Origin of the sequence: Planococcus maritimus (genome assembly GCF_001592825.1) — a bacterium.
Lineage (GTDB): Bacteria > Bacillota > Bacilli > Bacillales_A > Planococcaceae > Planococcus > Planococcus maritimus_C.
Genome location: NZ_LTZG01000041.1, coordinates 47364 through 62633 on the forward strand (window position 1 = coordinate 47364; position 15270 = coordinate 62633).

General features: G+C 48.2%; 15 protein-coding genes. 11 read left to right on the forward strand and 4 right to left on the reverse strand.

Translation table 11 applies throughout. The annotated features are described in order from the left end of the window. Positions 1–39: 39 nt before the first annotated feature. Positions 40–789, forward strand: a complete 750-nt coding sequence (locus AY633_RS14050) for an ABC transporter ATP-binding protein (RefSeq protein WP_068461270.1) — start codon at positions 40–42, stop codon at positions 787–789. Then, positions 773–1990: an ABC transporter permease gene (locus AY633_RS14055; RefSeq protein WP_068488888.1), complete on the forward strand. Its 1218-nt coding sequence runs from the start codon at positions 773–775 to the stop codon at positions 1988–1990. The genes AY633_RS14050 and AY633_RS14055 overlap by 17 nt, the downstream gene beginning before the upstream one ends. 51 nt (positions 1991–2041) lie before the next feature. Here the strand turns inward: AY633_RS14055 and AY633_RS14060 are convergent, their stop codons facing one another. The 3 genes from AY633_RS14060 to AY633_RS14070 all read right to left on the reverse strand — a co-directional run bounded on the left by AY633_RS14060 (position 2042) and on the right by AY633_RS14070 (position 4866). Further along, positions 2042–3208 carry a M20 metallopeptidase family protein gene (locus tag AY633_RS14060; RefSeq protein ID WP_068488889.1) on the reverse strand — a complete coding sequence of 389 codons (1167 nt, stop codon included), beginning with the start codon at positions 3206–3208 and terminating at the stop codon, positions 2042–2044. Between the two features lie 79 nt (positions 3209–3287). After that, positions 3288–4286, reverse strand: coding sequence for a sodium:calcium antiporter (locus AY633_RS14065; RefSeq protein ID WP_068488890.1), 999 nt, complete (start codon positions 4284–4286; stop codon positions 3288–3290). 67 nt (positions 4287–4353) lie between these two features. Continuing rightward, positions 4354–4866, reverse strand: a complete 513-nt coding sequence (locus AY633_RS14070) for an antibiotic biosynthesis monooxygenase family protein (protein WP_068488891.1) — start codon at positions 4864–4866, stop codon at positions 4354–4356. A gap of 220 nt (positions 4867–5086) precedes the next feature. On the opposite strand from AY633_RS14070, the gene hemE reads away from it, so the two are divergent. From hemE to AY633_RS14085, 3 genes are all read left to right on the forward strand, one after another. Then, a complete protein-coding gene (hemE, locus tag AY633_RS14075) occupies positions 5087–6130 on the forward strand; it encodes a uroporphyrinogen decarboxylase (RefSeq protein WP_068461280.1) in 1044 nt (347 codons plus the stop codon). 21 nt (positions 6131–6151) lie between these two features. Then, positions 6152–7084, forward strand: a complete 933-nt coding sequence (hemH, locus tag AY633_RS14080) for a ferrochelatase (RefSeq protein WP_068461282.1) — start codon at positions 6152–6154, stop codon at positions 7082–7084. Positions 7085–7207: 123 nt separating this feature from the next. Next, positions 7208–7660 (forward strand): FixH family protein, encoded by a 453-nt coding sequence (locus tag AY633_RS14085; RefSeq protein WP_068488892.1) that lies wholly within the window; start codon positions 7208–7210, stop codon positions 7658–7660. 95 nt (positions 7661–7755) lie between these two features. Here AY633_RS14085 and yhfH read toward each other — a convergent pair whose 3' ends face one another. Beyond that, complete coding sequence (gene yhfH / locus AY633_RS16405) at positions 7756–7881, reverse strand: protein YhfH (protein WP_069577479.1); 126 nt, start codon at positions 7879–7881, stop codon at positions 7756–7758. A 141-nt stretch (positions 7882–8022) separates the two neighbouring features. On the opposite strand from yhfH, the gene AY633_RS14090 reads away from it, so the two are divergent. The 6 genes from AY633_RS14090 (at position 8023) to AY633_RS14115 (ending at position 15170) form a co-directional block, all read left to right on the forward strand. Next, positions 8023–9015 carry a lipoate--protein ligase gene (locus tag AY633_RS14090; protein ID WP_068461288.1) on the forward strand — a complete coding sequence of 331 codons (993 nt, stop codon included), beginning with the start codon at positions 8023–8025 and terminating at the stop codon, positions 9013–9015. 71 nt (positions 9016–9086) lie between these two features. Beyond that, on the forward strand, positions 9087–9791 hold the full coding sequence (locus AY633_RS14095) for a response regulator transcription factor (protein WP_068488893.1): 705 nt from the start codon (positions 9087–9089) through the stop codon (positions 9789–9791). After that, complete coding sequence (locus AY633_RS14100) at positions 9791–10798, forward strand: sensor histidine kinase (RefSeq protein WP_068488894.1); 1008 nt, start codon at positions 9791–9793, stop codon at positions 10796–10798. The genes AY633_RS14095 and AY633_RS14100 overlap by 1 nt, the downstream gene beginning before the upstream one ends. Next, the gene (locus AY633_RS14105; RefSeq protein ID WP_068488895.1) at positions 10795–11568 is read left to right on the forward strand and encodes an ABC transporter ATP-binding protein; all 774 of its coding nucleotides are present in this window, start codon (positions 10795–10797) and stop codon (positions 11566–11568) included. The genes AY633_RS14100 and AY633_RS14105 overlap by 4 nt, the downstream gene beginning before the upstream one ends. Next, entirely contained in the window at positions 11540–13477 is a 1938-nt protein-coding gene (locus AY633_RS14110) for an FtsX-like permease family protein (protein WP_068488896.1), read from the forward strand. The genes AY633_RS14105 and AY633_RS14110 overlap by 29 nt, the downstream gene beginning before the upstream one ends. 139 nt (positions 13478–13616) lie before the next feature. After that, entirely contained in the window at positions 13617–15170 is a 1554-nt protein-coding gene (locus AY633_RS14115; RefSeq protein WP_068488897.1) for a fatty acid--CoA ligase family protein, read from the forward strand. The last annotated feature ends 100 nt before the right edge of the window (positions 15171–15270 follow it).

The window sequence follows — 15270 nt, forward strand, 5'->3', positions numbered from 1 at the left end:
GTTTTGATACAATAGAAAACGAAGAAAGAGGTGTTGACAGTGGCAATATTGGAAGTTGAAAATTTGACGGGTGGCTATACGAGAAAGCCCGTATTGCAAGATGTGAGTTTTTCGATTGAAAAAGGTGAATTGATTGGTTTGATCGGCTTGAACGGTGCAGGGAAGAGTACGACCATCAAACACATCATCGGCATCATGCAGCCAAAATCGGGTGCGATCCGACTCAATGGCCAGACCTTCTCGGAAGATATCGACGCTTACCGTTCCGCTTTTTCCTATATCCCAGAAACGCCGGTACTATACGAGGAGTTAACCTTGCGCGAACACTTAGAGCTGACGGCAATGGCTTATGGGTTAGAACAAGAAGTATTCGAACAACGCTCCGCAGCTCTATTGAAGGAATTTCGCATGGAAAAGCGACTGAAATGGTTTCCTTCCCATTTCTCGAAAGGGATGCGCCAAAAAGTCATGATCATGAGCGCGTTTCTCGTTGATCCGGACCTCTATATTATCGATGAGCCGTTCGTCGGGCTGGACCCGCTTGGCATCAAATCGCTTCTTGACCAAATGGAACAGCAAAAACGCAATGGGGCATCGGTTTTGATGTCTACACATATCTTGTCAACTGCAGAACGCTATTGCGACCGCATTATTCTGCTCCACAACGGGCGCGTGCGGGCAATCGGTACGATGACTGAGCTGCGACAGGCTTTTGGCATGCCAGATGCCTCACTCGATGACCTATATATTGCGATGACCGAGGATGACGACAATGAAGAACCTGCGTGAAGTGTGGGACAAGCGGCTCCGGCGTTATACGGCCGAAGTCCAGAACTATTTAAAATTCATCGTCACAGGCCATATTGCAGTGGTCATGCTGTTCGCGATCGGAGCCGCCGGGTACGCCTATAGCGAATGGGTACAAGATGTGCCGCCGGAGTTTCCAGCAGCGCTGTTGATGGCGGTCTTGTTTGGTGCGCTTTTGTCTTATAGTCCACCCGTGACTTTATTAAAGCAGGCGGATGGGGTTTATCTATTGCCTCTTGAAAGCCACCTCGACAGCTATTTAAAGCCAGCGCTGCGTTGGACTTACGCCTCGCAACTGTATTTGCCTGTCGTGGTCTTTGTCGTGTCCTTGCCGCTCATCAACGCTTTATATGGCCTGCCTTCTTCTTATTTGATTGGCTTTCCGATTCTTTTGCTGCTAGTGAAATGGTGGAATGTCAGGAGCGAGTTCTACTGGCGAAAAGCAAGCGAAGGCCATCGGGTTTGGCTTGAGCGTGCCGTGCGTTTTATATTCGTCGCGGGATTTGCTTGGTCGTATGTCGACGGTATGCTTCTTGTGGCAGCGGTGTTTTTGTTCGCGATGATTTTTTATGGCAAATGGCTCGAACGCCGCGCCGCGGGAAAAGCATTTCCTTACGGGCATTTTATCGAATTGGAAGAAAATCGCATGCTGCGTTTTTACCAATTCGCCAATTATTTCACCGATGTGCCGCATTTGAAAGGGAAAGTAAGAGAGCGCAGATGGCTCAATCCGGTTTACCGGTTGATTCAGAGCAAAGCTTCGAATGCCCATCTGTATTTGGTGAGCCGGACGTTCATCCGTTCTGACGAGTTGTTCTTTCTATGGCTGCGGTTAACGCTGATTATCCTCGTGGGAGCTTGGCTTATCCCGTTTCAAATTGCCATCACTTTGTTTGCAGGGGCTTTGGCCTTCGCTTCAACCATCCAGTTATGGCAAGGCTTGAACCAGTCCCAGCATTTCCGCATGGATCAATTATTCCCGCTAAGTACGCATAGCCGCGAAAAAGCGGTATGGAATTGGGTGCTTGCGGTTCAATTGATCCAGGCAGTATCGGCATTGATCCTGCTACTGGCACTCGGCCAGTTTGCGACAGCGCTAATTGTCACAGCCGTCATTGCTATTGTTTCGGTTGTCACACTTGCAGGCGCCAGAAGAAAGTCAGCACAGCTTAATAACCGATAATAAACATAAAAAGGGGCTGGAGAAAAAATCTCCAGCCCCTTTTTATGTTATTTATTCGTGGCAAGTGACCGCAGCTTTGCCAAGCGTTTTCGCAGCGATTAGCATCGCTTCTTCTTTGAAATCAAATTTCGGATGGTGGTGAGGATAAACTTCCCCGTCCGGCATGGCACCCGTGAAGAAGAACGTGCCCGGGACCTCTTCTAGGTAATAGGCAAAATCCTCTCCGCCCATTTGCGGCGGGCAATTGAATACTTCCGTCACGCCTGGTACATCTACAGCGAGGTCTCTCAGAAATTCGGTTTCTTTTTCATGAGTAACGACCGGTGGATAGCCCCGGTGGAATTTGAAGTCGATGGCGCTATTGGTGGCAATCGCCGTTCCCTTGGCGACGCGTTCCATTTCCTGTTCCATAAGTGTACGCGTTTCTTCCGTAAACGACCGGACCGTCCCGTTGAGTTTCGATTGGTCGGCAATGATATTGAATGGATTCTCCGCCATAAACGAAGCGATCGTAAGTACCGCAGATTCAAGCGGATCTACGCGGCGAGCGACAAGTTGCTGCAGATTGGTCACTAGTTGTGCGCCTGTGACGACGGCATCAACAGTTTCGTGCGGCATCGCCCCGTGGCCGCCGCGCCCTTGGACGGTGATTTCAAAACGGTCTGCCGCTGCCATGATCGGTCCCGTGCGGTAATCGATGCGGCCGAATGGCGTCGTCGACCAAAGATGGGTGCCGAAGATGACGTCGACGCCTTCTAGCGCTCCGTCTTCGATCATCGGTTTGGCGCCGCCTGGGGCCAGTTCTTCAGCATGCTGGTGAATGAGTACGTACGTGCCGGGCAGTTCGTCTCGCAAGCTGTGGAGGATCTTGCCGAGCACTAGCAATGTCGCGGTATGGCCGTCGTGGCCGCAAGCATGGACCACGTTCGGGACAGTCGATTTATAGCTCGTTTCTTTCTGGTCCTGGATTGGAAGAGCGTCAAAGTCAGCGCGTAAGGCGACCGTTTTGCCAGGCTTGCCTCCACGGACGGTGGCGATGACGCCGTTGCCTCCGACGCCAAAGCGGATGTCTACACCGAGGTCTTCGTAAAAGTCACGTATGTATTTCGCCGTTTTGGTTTCATGGAATGATGGTTCTGGGTTCATGTGCAGATGGCGGCGTATTTCCACCATGTCCGGATAGGCGTTGTCGAGTTCAGCAAATATTTTTTCAATCATGGGCTCATATCCTTTCTAATTTTCTGTATTTTCCTTAGTCTAACATAGCAAAAAACAGAACGGGAGAAGTCCCGTTCTGTCAGTAGGTGAAATTCAAATAGGATGCAATGAAGTATAACAGCACGACCAAAATGGATGGCACGCTATATGCCCATGTAGAAGCGGTCTTCGGTCTATAAAGCGAGAACATGACGAGCACGCTCATGACGAGCACGGCGCTGGCAATGATGACATTAGCGCCTGATACGCCGCTGATGATCGAGCCTTCCACATAGATAGGGTCTGACAAAGCCAAAATGACCATATTGAAAATATTGCTTCCGAGAACAGCACCGACCGCCATATTGACGTTGGACAGGCGCAGCGCAACAAAAACCGAAATGGCTTCTGGCAAGGACGTGGCAGCGGCTACTAGGAAACTGCCGACAAAGCTAGAGCCGATTCCTGTCACTACCGCAATTTCATCCCCTGTGATCGACAAGGCCGTTCCTGCTGCCATAATGATTACAGCGACGATTGCGAAACGGATGCCCGCGTGCTTCGGTGTTAAATGGGCGCTCGGGTTTTTCGGCGCCTCGGCATCGACCGGCTCATCGTCCATATCGATTGTATCCAAGTTCGGTAATTTATTGATGATCAGCATGCCCACTATATAGCTTATGCCGATCGCCAAAGAGTCAAGGCCGATCCCGAGGAAGGTGACGTCTGTGCGGAGCCATAAGGCCAGCAACAACAGCACCGTCAAAAAGATGCCTAGCAAAGAAGAGTAGGAATGGTCTTTAGATGCCCGCTCGAGCATGCGCCTGCGGTTCAGCAGCAAATCGAAACCGGCCAATATAAATAGATTGAACAAATTCGAGCCGATCATATTGCCGACTGCGATATCGGCATTGCCGATTGCAGCAGCCGAAAAGCTGGTGGAAATTTCAGGAAGGCTGGTAGCTCCTGCAAGCAGCAGCGTGCCGACCATCATGCCGCCCATCGCTGATTTTTCACTGATGACATCGGCGTACTGAGACAGTTTAATGGCAGCAAACACCGTGACGGCTGCAGCCAGCAAAAAGTAAATGAATACCACTAGTGGTTCCTCCTAAACAGATTTCTTCCATATACACATCAAACAGCCGGACCGAGCCGGCTGTTTTTCATTCGTCTTCAGGTTTCGCTTTGTACATGGTGACGTAAGACGAACCAGAGAAGATATTGGCGCGAGGTGCCGTCGACTCTTCTTGTGGTTTCTCGGAATGCGCATTGGCGAAAGCCTGTGATTCTTTCCATTTTTCATAGAATGCTGGCGATTCCCATTCGGTCAACACGACATAGGTGTCGGAATCGAGCGGCCGCAAAACACGGAAAGCGACATAGCCGGGCTCGTTTTCGATTGCGCCGGCGCGGTTCTTGAATCGGTGCTCAAATACGGGGCGCCCTTCATCGGCAACTGGGATATTGTTCATGACAAAAAATCCTTTTTCACGGAATTCGCCGGTGCCATCGACCACTTCGTAGCGCCGTGGCGTTTGGAAAGTGGATTTTCCATCAGTTTCGTGCAACAACAAGGTGGTGTTTTCGCCTTGCATCAAAACCATCGTTTCGTCTGCGTGCTTGTCACGCATTTTTTTCATAAATTCGTAAGTTCCAGTCGTCATGTAAATATTCATTAAAAGGCCTCCTAATGATCGGGTATAGGTTTCAAGTAACTACCTTACTTTTCCCTAAAAGCAAGTGCTTGAAACGGAAGGTGTCAAATCCGTGAAGGCATTCGGGTCTATTTTATGACAATTGCGCTGGGATTCTATACAATAGGGGGCGGAGCGTCTATAGTATAGACGGATAATGAGGATACACTATAGCCGCAAAGACTGAAGGGATGAGTAATTCATGACTTTTAATGATACGTACCTGCGCGCAGCGCGAGGGGAAAAGACCGACCATGTACCAGTATGGTATATGCGTCAGGCTGGGCGTTCCCAGCCGGAATACCGCAAGATCAAGGAAAAATATTCTCTAGAAGAAATCACACACCAGCCGGAATTGTGCGCTTATGTCACAAAATTGCCAGTTGACCAATACGATGTCGATGCAGCGATTTTGTATAAAGACATCGTAACACCGCTTCCGGCAATTGGCGTCGACGTTAAGATCAAAGGCGGCGTTGGACCGGTCATCAGCAATCCGATTCGTACGAAAGCGGATATCGATCGACTCGGGGAAATCAATCCCGAACAGGATGTCGATTATGTCTTGAAAACGATCAAATTGCTAACAGAAGAGCAATTGAATGTACCGCTCATCGGCTTTTCCGGTGCACCGTTTACGTTGGCAAGCTATATGATCGAAGGGGGCCCTTCGAAAAGTTATAACAAAACAAAAGCAATGATGGTCTCAGAACCAGAGATGTGGTTTGCATTGATGGACAAACTGGCAGATACGATCATTCCTTATGTGAAAGCACAAATTCATGCTGGAGCTAAAGCCATTCAGATTTTCGACTCATGGGTTGGTGCATTAAATGTTGAAGATTACCGCATCTTCATCAAGCCGGTCATGGACCGCATCTTCAAGGAAATCGGTGAAGAGGGCGTACCGATGACGATTTTCGGTGTCGGCGCTAGCCACTTGGCGAATGAATGGCACGAGCTGCCAGTGGATGTCGTCGGTTTGGATTGGCGTTTGCCGATCACAGAAGCGCGGGACCGCGGACTGACGAAAGCCTTGATGGGCAACTTCGATCCATCTTATTTATTGGCGGATTGGTCTGTCATTGAAGAACGCACGAAAAAGATATTGGATATGGGCATGCAGGATGATGGCTATATTTTCAATCTTGGACACGGGGTCTTCCCGGAAGTACAGCCCGATACCTTGAAGCGTTTGACGGCATTTGTCCACGAATACAGCGCAGCATACAAAAAACAGAACTAACAAATTTTTGACGAGGTGATTGTGATGAAAAAGACTATGGGATTATTGGTGATGGCGTATGGCACGCCTTATTCAGAAGATGATATCGAGCGCTACTACACGCATATCCGCCGCGGCCGCAAACCGAGCGAAGAAGCCTTGCAGGATTTAAAAGACCGTTATAAAGCAATCGGCGGCATTTCCCCGCTAGCTAAAATTACGGAAGACCAGGCGAATGGTTTGTGCAAACGCCTGAACGAATTGCAGGACGATATCGAGTTTAAAATGTATCTTGGGTTGAAACATATCGAACCATTCGTCGAAGATGGCGTAGAAGAAATGAAGAAAGATGGCATTGAAGAAGCGATTTCAATCGTGCTGGCGCCGCATTTCTCTACTTTCTCCGTGAAATCCTATAACGGCCGCGCGAAAGAAACCGCCGATAAGCTTGGCATCAAATTGACGTCAGTGGAAAGCTGGTACACCGAGCCGAAATTCATCCAATTCTGGAGCGAAAAAGTGAGCGCAACATTTGCTGAAATGTCAGAACAAGAACGTGCCAAATCGTGCTTGATCGTTTCTGCGCACTCATTGCCGGAGAAAATTATCGCAAACGGCGACCCGTATCCAGACCAATTGAAAGAAACAGCTGACTTGATCGCCCAAGCGGCAGGCGTTGAAAACTATGAAATCGGCTGGCAAAGCGCTGGACAGACACCAGAACCTTGGATCGGGCCGGATGTTCAAGATTTGACGCGCGATTTGCATGAAGAAAAGGGCTATAATTCTTTCGTTTATACACCGGTTGGCTTCATTACGGACCATTTAGAAGTATTGTATGACAACGACTACGAATGCAAAGTGGTTTGCGACGAAATTGGGGCCAATTACCACCGTCCGGAAATGCCGAACGTGGATCCATTGTTTATCGACGGAATGGCTAATGTTGTGTTGAATAAATTAAACGAAAACTAAGTGTCCAATTAGTCTTTTAATGACACTGCACAAATGAAACGCCGTTCAGCAGCTAACTGCGGCGGCGTTTTTTCAATAATGTGGAAGTGACCGGTGAGTGGTTCTTCGCAAGGAGGAAATGAGATGAAAAAATGGATCGCTGTGCTGTTGGTATTGCTATTGGCGGCGTGCGGCGAAGAGGATTCATCGGCTGGGACCGGCGAGATGCTGCAAGAAGTGACCGTCGAATTCAATACACCACAAACCGTTGAGCCAGGACAATCGGTTCTCTTGTCTGCCACCGTTACACAAGGCGAAGAAGCCGTCGAAGATGCAGATGAAGTGGTCTTTGAAGTATGGCAATCGGGTCATCGGGAAAACAGTGAAATGTTAGAAGGCGCCCATACAGAAGACGGGGTGTATGAACATAGCTGGACCGTCGATGAAGAAGGGCTGTATTTTATCCAAGCCCACACGACGGCTCGCCGTATGCACGTCATGCCGAAAATGGAATTGACGGCCGGTAACCCGGATCCTGAATCAATTGTGCCTGACGACGGGGAAGATGGAGACGCCATGGAAAAAATGGGGCATTGAGGCTGGTGTCCAGTTCTTTGTTGTATGTGTTGTACAACAGTTGAAAAAGGCATAAAAAAACGGCCGGGGAAATTCTCCGGCCGTTTCGTCTTGTTTTAAAGTTCGTTACAGGTCTGGCAGTGATTGCCGTAGCACTCGTGCTGCTCTTCGATTTTCTCTCCGCAAGTGGCACATTGTTTCGGGGGCAAGTTCTTGAAGAATTCGACTACGTTCTCAATCATTTCTACCAGCTCCTTTTTGTTATAGTACTGTAAGTGATAAACACAGTGTATTATAACAGTTTAGGTCCGTCAACCCTAAACCGTGATTATTTTGAAAATTTCCGTTAAAATAAAGAGAGTCAATTCAAAAGGAGAGAGATCATGTATTTCGTAGACAATAAAGGCATTACCGATCCACGTATCAACTTGGCCATAGAGGAATATTTATTGAAAACGATGGATGTCGATCAAAACCCATTTTTGCTGTTTTATATCAATGAACCGTCCATCATCATTGGGAAAAACCAAAATACGGCAGAGGAAATCAATACGGATTACGTCGATTCAAACGGCATCCACGTCGTACGCCGGCTGTCAGGCGGAGGCGCGGTCTATCATGACCACGGCAATTTGAACTTCAGTTTCATCACCAAAGACGATGGCAATAGCTTCCGGGATTTCCGCAAGTTCACCGAACCGGTCGTCAAAGCTTTGCAAGACATGGGCGTTAATGCCGAATTATCGGGGCGCAACGATTTGCTTGCTGAGGGGCGCAAGATTTCTGGCAACGCGCAGTTTGCGACAAGAGGCCGCATGTTTAGCCACGGTACGCTATTATTCGATACAAAAATGGATGAAGTCGTCTCAGCATTGAAAGTAAACAAAGAAAAAATCGAATCCAAAGGCATCAAATCGATTCGCAGCCGTGTGGCGAATATTTCGGAATTTCTGGACCAGGAAATGTCGGTCGAGCAATTCCGTGAAGCTGTGCTGCATTCAATTTTTGCTGGTGAGGAAAATGTCCGATTCTGGGAACTCACTGAGGAAGATTGGGACAATATTCACGAATTGTCGAAAGAACGCTACGCCAATTGGGACTGGAATTACGGCAAATCGCCTAAATTCAACATCAAGCATTCCCATCGCTTCCCAGTCGGAGGAATCGATGTCCGTCTGCAAGTGGAAAAAGGGCTTGTGCAGGAAGCGCATATTTATGGCGATTTCTTCGGCGTCGGCGATGTCTCAGAAATTGAACAAGCAATTACGGGTGTGAAGTACGAACGCGCAACATTGGCTGAAGCGATTGAAGGCATCGACATCCCCAAATTGCTCGGCGGCATCACGACAGAAGATTTCCTGAAGTTGATTTATTAAGATTTTTTGTGGAGCCTGCTTTCGAGCAGGCTCTTTTGTTAGAATAGAAAGAAACGAAAGGGGGAGGGAATATGAGTGAACAGCGGATATTCATCGTAGAAGATGACACGAAAATCGCGTCGCTGTTATCGGATACTTTGCGTAAATATCATTATCATGTCGAAACCGCGAAAGACTTCGACCGTATCTTGGAGGAATTCGCTGCCTTCGACCCCCATTTAATTCTTCTGGATATCAATTTGCCTTCTTATGATGGTTATTACTGGTGCCGACAGCTAAGGCAGCAGACCACTTGCCCGATCTTGTTTATTTCGGCACGTTCTGGCGAGATGGATCAAGTGTTTGCTTTGGAAAACGGAGGCGACGATTTCATTACGAAACCTTTCCATTACGAAATCGTCCTTGCCAAAATAAGAAGCCATTTAAGAAGGGCTTACGGGGAATATGCACCGAAACAAGAAGAGCGTACCGTACGGGCAGGACGACTTGTCTTATATATGGAGCGGCTTGAATTGCATTGCCGGGAAACGGAAATTCCGCTCCAGAAAAAAGAAAGTACGATTTTGGAATTATTAATGGCCGCTTACCCAAAAGTGGTCACTCGCGAGCAATTGCTCGAAGAATTATGGGATGACCAGGCCTTTGTCGATGAGAACACCTTAAATGTCAATATGGCCCGTGTGCGCAAAAAATTGATAGATTATGGCATCCAAAGCTTTGTTGAAACGGTCCGTGGCGCTGGCTACCGGTTAATCCTTGGCAGGGAGGAGCAATGATGCTGCGTTTGTTTCTGCGTGAACATGCCGCTTTTATCGTCTTTCAACTGCTGCTTGTCGGATTCATTCTCATGCTCTACTGGCTCGACGGCTTCCGCAATACGGATACTGCCGTCTATTCATTCATCATCAGTTTATTGCTGCTCGCGAGCTTTCTCGGTGTGCGCTTTGCGATGCGCTACCGTTATTACGAACGTTTGCTCAGCGACCCACCGAATATGGAGCATGCCCTGCAGCGTGAAGGCCGCTCTGCTGAAACCGTGCAGTCGGAATTGTACATGCAAAAATTGTATCGTCTTTACCAATACGAAGTGCAGTCGCTTTATGCGGGACAAGCGCGCCACCTGCAGTTCATCAATCAATGGGTGCATCAGATGAAGACGCCACTGTCGGTCATGCACTTATTATTGCAAGAGCCCGAAGAATTGGATAAGGCCAGCATCCGCGAAGAAGTGGACCGTTTGCGCGCAGGGCTCGATACGGTTTTGATGAACGCGCGTCTTGACACATTTGAACAGGACATGCAAATCGAACAAGCATCGCTGCGCGGCATGGTGTCAGAAATGGTGACAGAAAACAAGCGCTTGTTTATTTCGCGACGCGTTTATCCTGATATTGACATCGACGAACGCTTTCAAGTAGCGACTGACCGTAAATGGATGAAATTCATCATCGGGCAATTGCTGACAAATGCGGTGAAATATACATTTGAAGAAAACAAGAAGCTGTATATCCAGGCCAGTTGCTCGGAAGGCACCATTACGCTGTCGGTCCGTGATGAAGGCATCGGGATTCCGCCATCGGATTTGCCGCGAGTCACCAAAGCTTTTTTCACCGGGGAGAACGGGCGCCTGAGCGGCGAATCGACGGGAATGGGGCTGTATTTGGCTCAGGAAGTGTGCAACCGGCTCGGCCATGAATTGGAAATTACTTCATCGAAAGGCCAAGGGACAACCGTCTCAATCGTCTTTCCTTATCAGGAACAGAATGTAGGGGGATCAACATGACAGTAGTGAAAATCGATGAAGTGACCAAAGTCTATGAAGGAAAAGTGACGCATCGCGCGCTGAACCAATTGAGTTTCGAAGTAGAAAAAGGAGAATTTCTTGCCGTGATGGGTCCTTCCGGAAGCGGCAAGACAACGCTTTTGAACTTGATTTCAACAATCGATTCTTTGACTTCCGGCAGGGTCCTCATTAATGGCATCAATCCGCATTCTTTGGATAAAGACGAGCTGCCCTTATTCCGGCGTCGCCAACTCGGCTTTGTGTTCCAGGATTTCAATTTGCTGCAAATGCTGACGGTGGAGGAGAATTTGGTGCTGCCATTGACACTCGACGGCATGCCGATCAAAGAAATGGAGAAGCGCGTCCAGGAATTGGCAGGCAGGCTTCATTTACAGCCGTTTCTCCATAAGAAGCCAAATGAAATTTCCGGAGGGGAAGCGCAGCGTACGGCAATCGGCCGCGCGCTCATCCACCGCCCGACGCTCATTCTCGCAGATGAGCCGACTGGCAACCTCGATTCAAAAACTTCTAAAGATGTGCTCGAACTATTGAGCGGTTTGAGCCGCGAGGAAGGGACAACCATCATCATGGTGACGCATGACCCGATTGCTGCAAGTTATTGCGACCGTGTGCTGTTCATTAAAGACGGCGAATTCTTTAACGAAATTTACGGAGATGACCGCCGACAAACTTTCTATCAAAAAATTCTCAACGTGTTATCTCTATTGGGAGGCTCCGTCAATGACCTTTCGCCAACTCGCCTTCCGTAATGTTTTCAGGAATTTGAGAAGCTATGCGGCCTTCTTATTGGCTAGCGTGTTTTCGGTTATGGTGTTTTTCATTTACTCGATGTTCATCTTCCATCCGTTATTCGAAGAAGAAGGATTCCGCGTATTGGCTGTTCGCGGCATGTTCATCGCGGAAATCGTGCTGTATATTTTTACGCTGTTTTTCCTATTCTATTCGTTGAGCGCATTTTTACAGGCACGAACCAAAGAATTCGGCGTCTTGATGCATCTCGGGATGAGTAAGAAGCAGCTCAATAAATTGGTGTTTTTCGAGACGATGATCCTTGGCGGCTTGTCGACCGCTGCCGGGATTGTCTTTGGCTTTGCGTTTACGAAATTCTTTTTCATGATCGGCCGCGAAATCATGCAATTGGAACAATTGCCGCTGTATTTCTCCTGGAAGCCGTTCGTGTTAACCATTGGCGCTTTCGCCAGTTTATTCATCATCATTTCAATCATCAGTGTGTCTTTTATCCGCACAAAACGTGTCGTCGATTTGTTGGTGGGCTTTTGGAAAACGGAAGAGGAAGCGGCGTATTCACCAGCTTTATCGGCATTCGGGCTCGTGCTGCTCGGAGTTGCCTATTTTCTCGCGGCGACTGTGTCTGATCGCACCGTCTACATCATGGTCTTTATCGTTCCTCCGCTTGCAACGATCGGCACGTATTTGTTTTTCACCCATTCGATTCATACGTTTCTTCAATTGTATAAAAAGCGCCGCAGTATTTATTGGCATAAAACACGTCTCGTATCGCTAGCGGAAGCGGCAGTCAAATTAAAAGACAGTGCGCAAATGTTCTTTATCGTGACCATCGTCTCGACCGTAGCCTTCCTGACAGTCGGCACGCTTGCTTCGTTCACGTCCTATACCGCAGAATTTCGCCAAAGCAACCCGCTTGGCTTAATCTATGTGTCATTCGAGGGCAATACACTCGAACAGCAGCAAGTAAATCAATTAAAGCGTGAGCTCGAACAACAGCAGCTGGCTTATACCTTGGTGCCTTTGGAAGTAAAGCGGCAGACGTCGAGCGCAAGCGGCAATGACGTCGACATCATGTCTTTGTCAGAGTTCAACCGCCTTGCCATGGCACTAGGCTATGAAGCGGCAGATCTCCAGGACGGGGAAGCGATGTTCGTGCCGTTTTCACAAGAATCGCTCCGTGAATTGCAAAAAAGCTATGCAGAGACGGAATTGCTCGAAAGTGGGGTGGAGTTGAAGATCGACCGGACTTACCCGCAAGTGCTGTTTCCGGCGCATACTTTGAATGCCAATACGATTATCCTGAACAACGAAGATTTTAGTGAAATTGATGAACCGTTAATGGGCTATCCACAAGATGCATCAGATTTCCGCTATTATGCTTTCCATGTCCCGAAGTGGACGGAGACCGTATCAATCGGCGAAAATGTCCGCTTTCCGATCAGTGAAGCGATGGTCAGCGGCAATTTTGCCGGCATTAATTATTATTTTGAGAATCCGGGATACGAATACCGTTGGTTCAAATCATCTTTCGCGCTATTGTTATTCATCGGTTTAATGGTGGCGGCAGTGTTCTTGCTCGCGGCAGGGAGCTTTATTTACTTCAAATTGTATACAGGGCTCGACCGCGACCGCAGGCAATATCAATTGATGGTGCGTCTTGGCATGACGGAACGGGAACTTGGCAAAATCGTCAACCGCCAGCTTGTTCCGCTATTTTTCCTGCCATGGGCGCTTGCACTGATTCACAGTGCGTTTGCGTTTATCTCGCTTCAGGTTGTCTGGGATGAGTTTGCTGAGCTGTCGATATTATCGGAGATGGCAATCGTTCTCGGTGGTTTCACGCTTATGCAGATCCTTTATTTCTTCTTGATCCGTTGGCGTTATGTTGCTCATTTAAAAGCTTCTTGATCTTTAAAGCCGCCAGGGGAGAATCTGGCGGCTTTTTACTGGGGATTTTTGGTGGGCAGTTGTATTGTCTGAAGATTTATTTTATAATGAAAAAAGTAAATATGAATGAGTATTCATTCAACAGAAAGAGGGATATTCAATGAATTTGGGAGAACGTGTTCACGAAATTGCACAACAGGAAGCTGGCCGAATTGCTTATACGTTCATGGGCAAAGATACAAGTTACGGCGAATTTGACCAATCGGTATCGAAATTCGCCGGGGCCTTGCAGGAACTCGGCGTGGAAAAAGGGGACCACGTCGCATTTCTTTTAAGCAATACCCCACATTTTCTCATTTCTCTATACGCCACTTTGCGTCTCGGGGCGACAGCTGTTCCGGTTAATCCAATCTATACTCCGGATGAAATCGCTTACATCATCAACAATAGTGATGCCAAAGTGGTCGTAGCACTCGATGCCCTATTACCGCTAGTGCAAAAAGCGCATCAGGCCTTGCCAGCAGTGGAAACGTACGTTATTTGCGAGACCGACCCATCGACTGTCGAAAAAATGGCGCAATTGCCTGAAGCAGTCAAAGGAAAAGTCTGTTCATTTACACAGCTCCTGGCAACTTCCAATGCATTCAATAAAACCGCTGAAATTGTCGAGGATGATAATGCGGTCATTCTCTATACATCCGGGACAACCGGCAAACCGAAGGGCGCGATGCTAACCCATGGCAATCTTTACTCTAATGCGCGAGACGTCGCGGAGTATCTCCAAATCACACCGGATGACCGTGTCGTGGCGACGCTGCCGGTGTTTCACGTATTTGCCTTGACGGTCGTCGTTAATGCACCACTTATGCAGGGTGCCACGATTGTTCTCGTGCCACGCTTTACGCCGCAAGAAGTATTCGCCGCGACAAAAGCATCCCAAGCGACCGTTTTTGCGGGAGTTCCGACGATGTTCAATTTTATGTACCAATTGCCGGATGTCGACCCGGCGGACTTTGCTTCTGTTCGCTTGGCCATTTCCGGCGGTTCCGCGATGCCTGTCGCTTTGCTGCATAATTTCGAAGACAAATTCAATGTCCGCATTTCCGAAGGCTACGGTTTATCAGAAGCTTCGCCCGTTACTTGCTTTAATCCGATCGACCGTGAGCGAAAAGCGGGATCGATTGGCACCTCGATTATCAACGTTGAGAACAAGGTCGTTAATGAACTTGGCGATGAAGTACCTGTCGGGGAAGTGGGCGAGCTGATTGTGAGAGGCCCGAACGTCATGAAAGGCTATTACAAAATGCCAGAAGAGACGCAAGCCGCGATCAAAGACGGCTGGCTGTATACAGGGGATTTGGCAAAAATCGACGAAGAAGGCTATTTCTTTATTGTCGATCGTAAAAAAGACATGATCATTGTCGGCGGCTATAATGTCTACCCGCGCGAAGTGGAAGAAGTGCTATTCGCTCACCCGTCAATTGTTGAGGCAGCGGTCGTTGGCTTGCCGGATGCGGACTTTGGCGAGTCGGTCAATGCCTATGTGGTGTTGAAAGATGATGCCGTATCCATCGAAGAGCTGCAGAAATATTGCGCGGAGCATTTAGCGAAATACAAAGTGCCGCGCCATATCGAAGTTCTCGACGAATTGCCGAAAAACACAACTGGCAAGATCTTGCGTCGTTCGCTGAAAGACCAAGCTGTGAAAAAATAATTTTACACCGCTTTCCATTTTTCGGAAAGCGGTTTTTGTATGCAGAAATTTGGCATCCATGTTTTAGGAGAATTTTAATTGAAAAGACAGACAATTATCG

What these genes read in the sequence shown, in the direction of transcription:
- yhfH (WP_069577479.1), bottom strand. Translation starts at nt 7,881, where the DNA reads ATGATTGAGAACGTAGTCGAATTCTTCAAGAACTTGCCCCCGAAACAA.
- AY633_RS14100 (WP_068488894.1), top strand. Translation starts at nt 9,791, where the DNA reads ATGCTGCGTTTGTTTCTGCGTGAACATGCCGCTTTTATCGTCTTTCAA.
- hemE (WP_068461280.1), top strand. Translation starts at nt 5,087, where the DNA reads ATGACTTTTAATGATACGTACCTGCGCGCAGCGCGAGGGGAAAAGACC.
- AY633_RS14095 (WP_068488893.1), top strand. Translation starts at nt 9,087, where the DNA reads ATGAGTGAACAGCGGATATTCATCGTAGAAGATGACACGAAAATCGCG.
- AY633_RS14055 (WP_068488888.1), top strand. Translation starts at nt 773, where the DNA reads ATGAAGAACCTGCGTGAAGTGTGGGACAAGCGGCTCCGGCGTTATACG.
- AY633_RS14090 (WP_068461288.1), top strand. Translation starts at nt 8,023, where the DNA reads ATGTATTTCGTAGACAATAAAGGCATTACCGATCCACGTATCAACTTG.
- AY633_RS14115 (WP_068488897.1), top strand. Translation starts at nt 13,617, where the DNA reads ATGAATTTGGGAGAACGTGTTCACGAAATTGCACAACAGGAAGCTGGC.
- AY633_RS14085 (WP_068488892.1), top strand. Translation starts at nt 7,208, where the DNA reads ATGAAAAAATGGATCGCTGTGCTGTTGGTATTGCTATTGGCGGCGTGC.
- AY633_RS14070 (WP_068488891.1), bottom strand. Translation starts at nt 4,866, where the DNA reads ATGAATATTTACATGACGACTGGAACTTACGAATTTATGAAAAAAATG.
- AY633_RS14110 (WP_068488896.1), top strand. Translation starts at nt 11,540, where the DNA reads ATGACCTTTCGCCAACTCGCCTTCCGTAATGTTTTCAGGAATTTGAGA.
- AY633_RS14060 (WP_068488889.1), bottom strand. Translation starts at nt 3,208, where the DNA reads ATGATTGAAAAAATATTTGCTGAACTCGACAACGCCTATCCGGACATG.
- AY633_RS14105 (WP_068488895.1), top strand. Translation starts at nt 10,795, where the DNA reads ATGACAGTAGTGAAAATCGATGAAGTGACCAAAGTCTATGAAGGAAAA.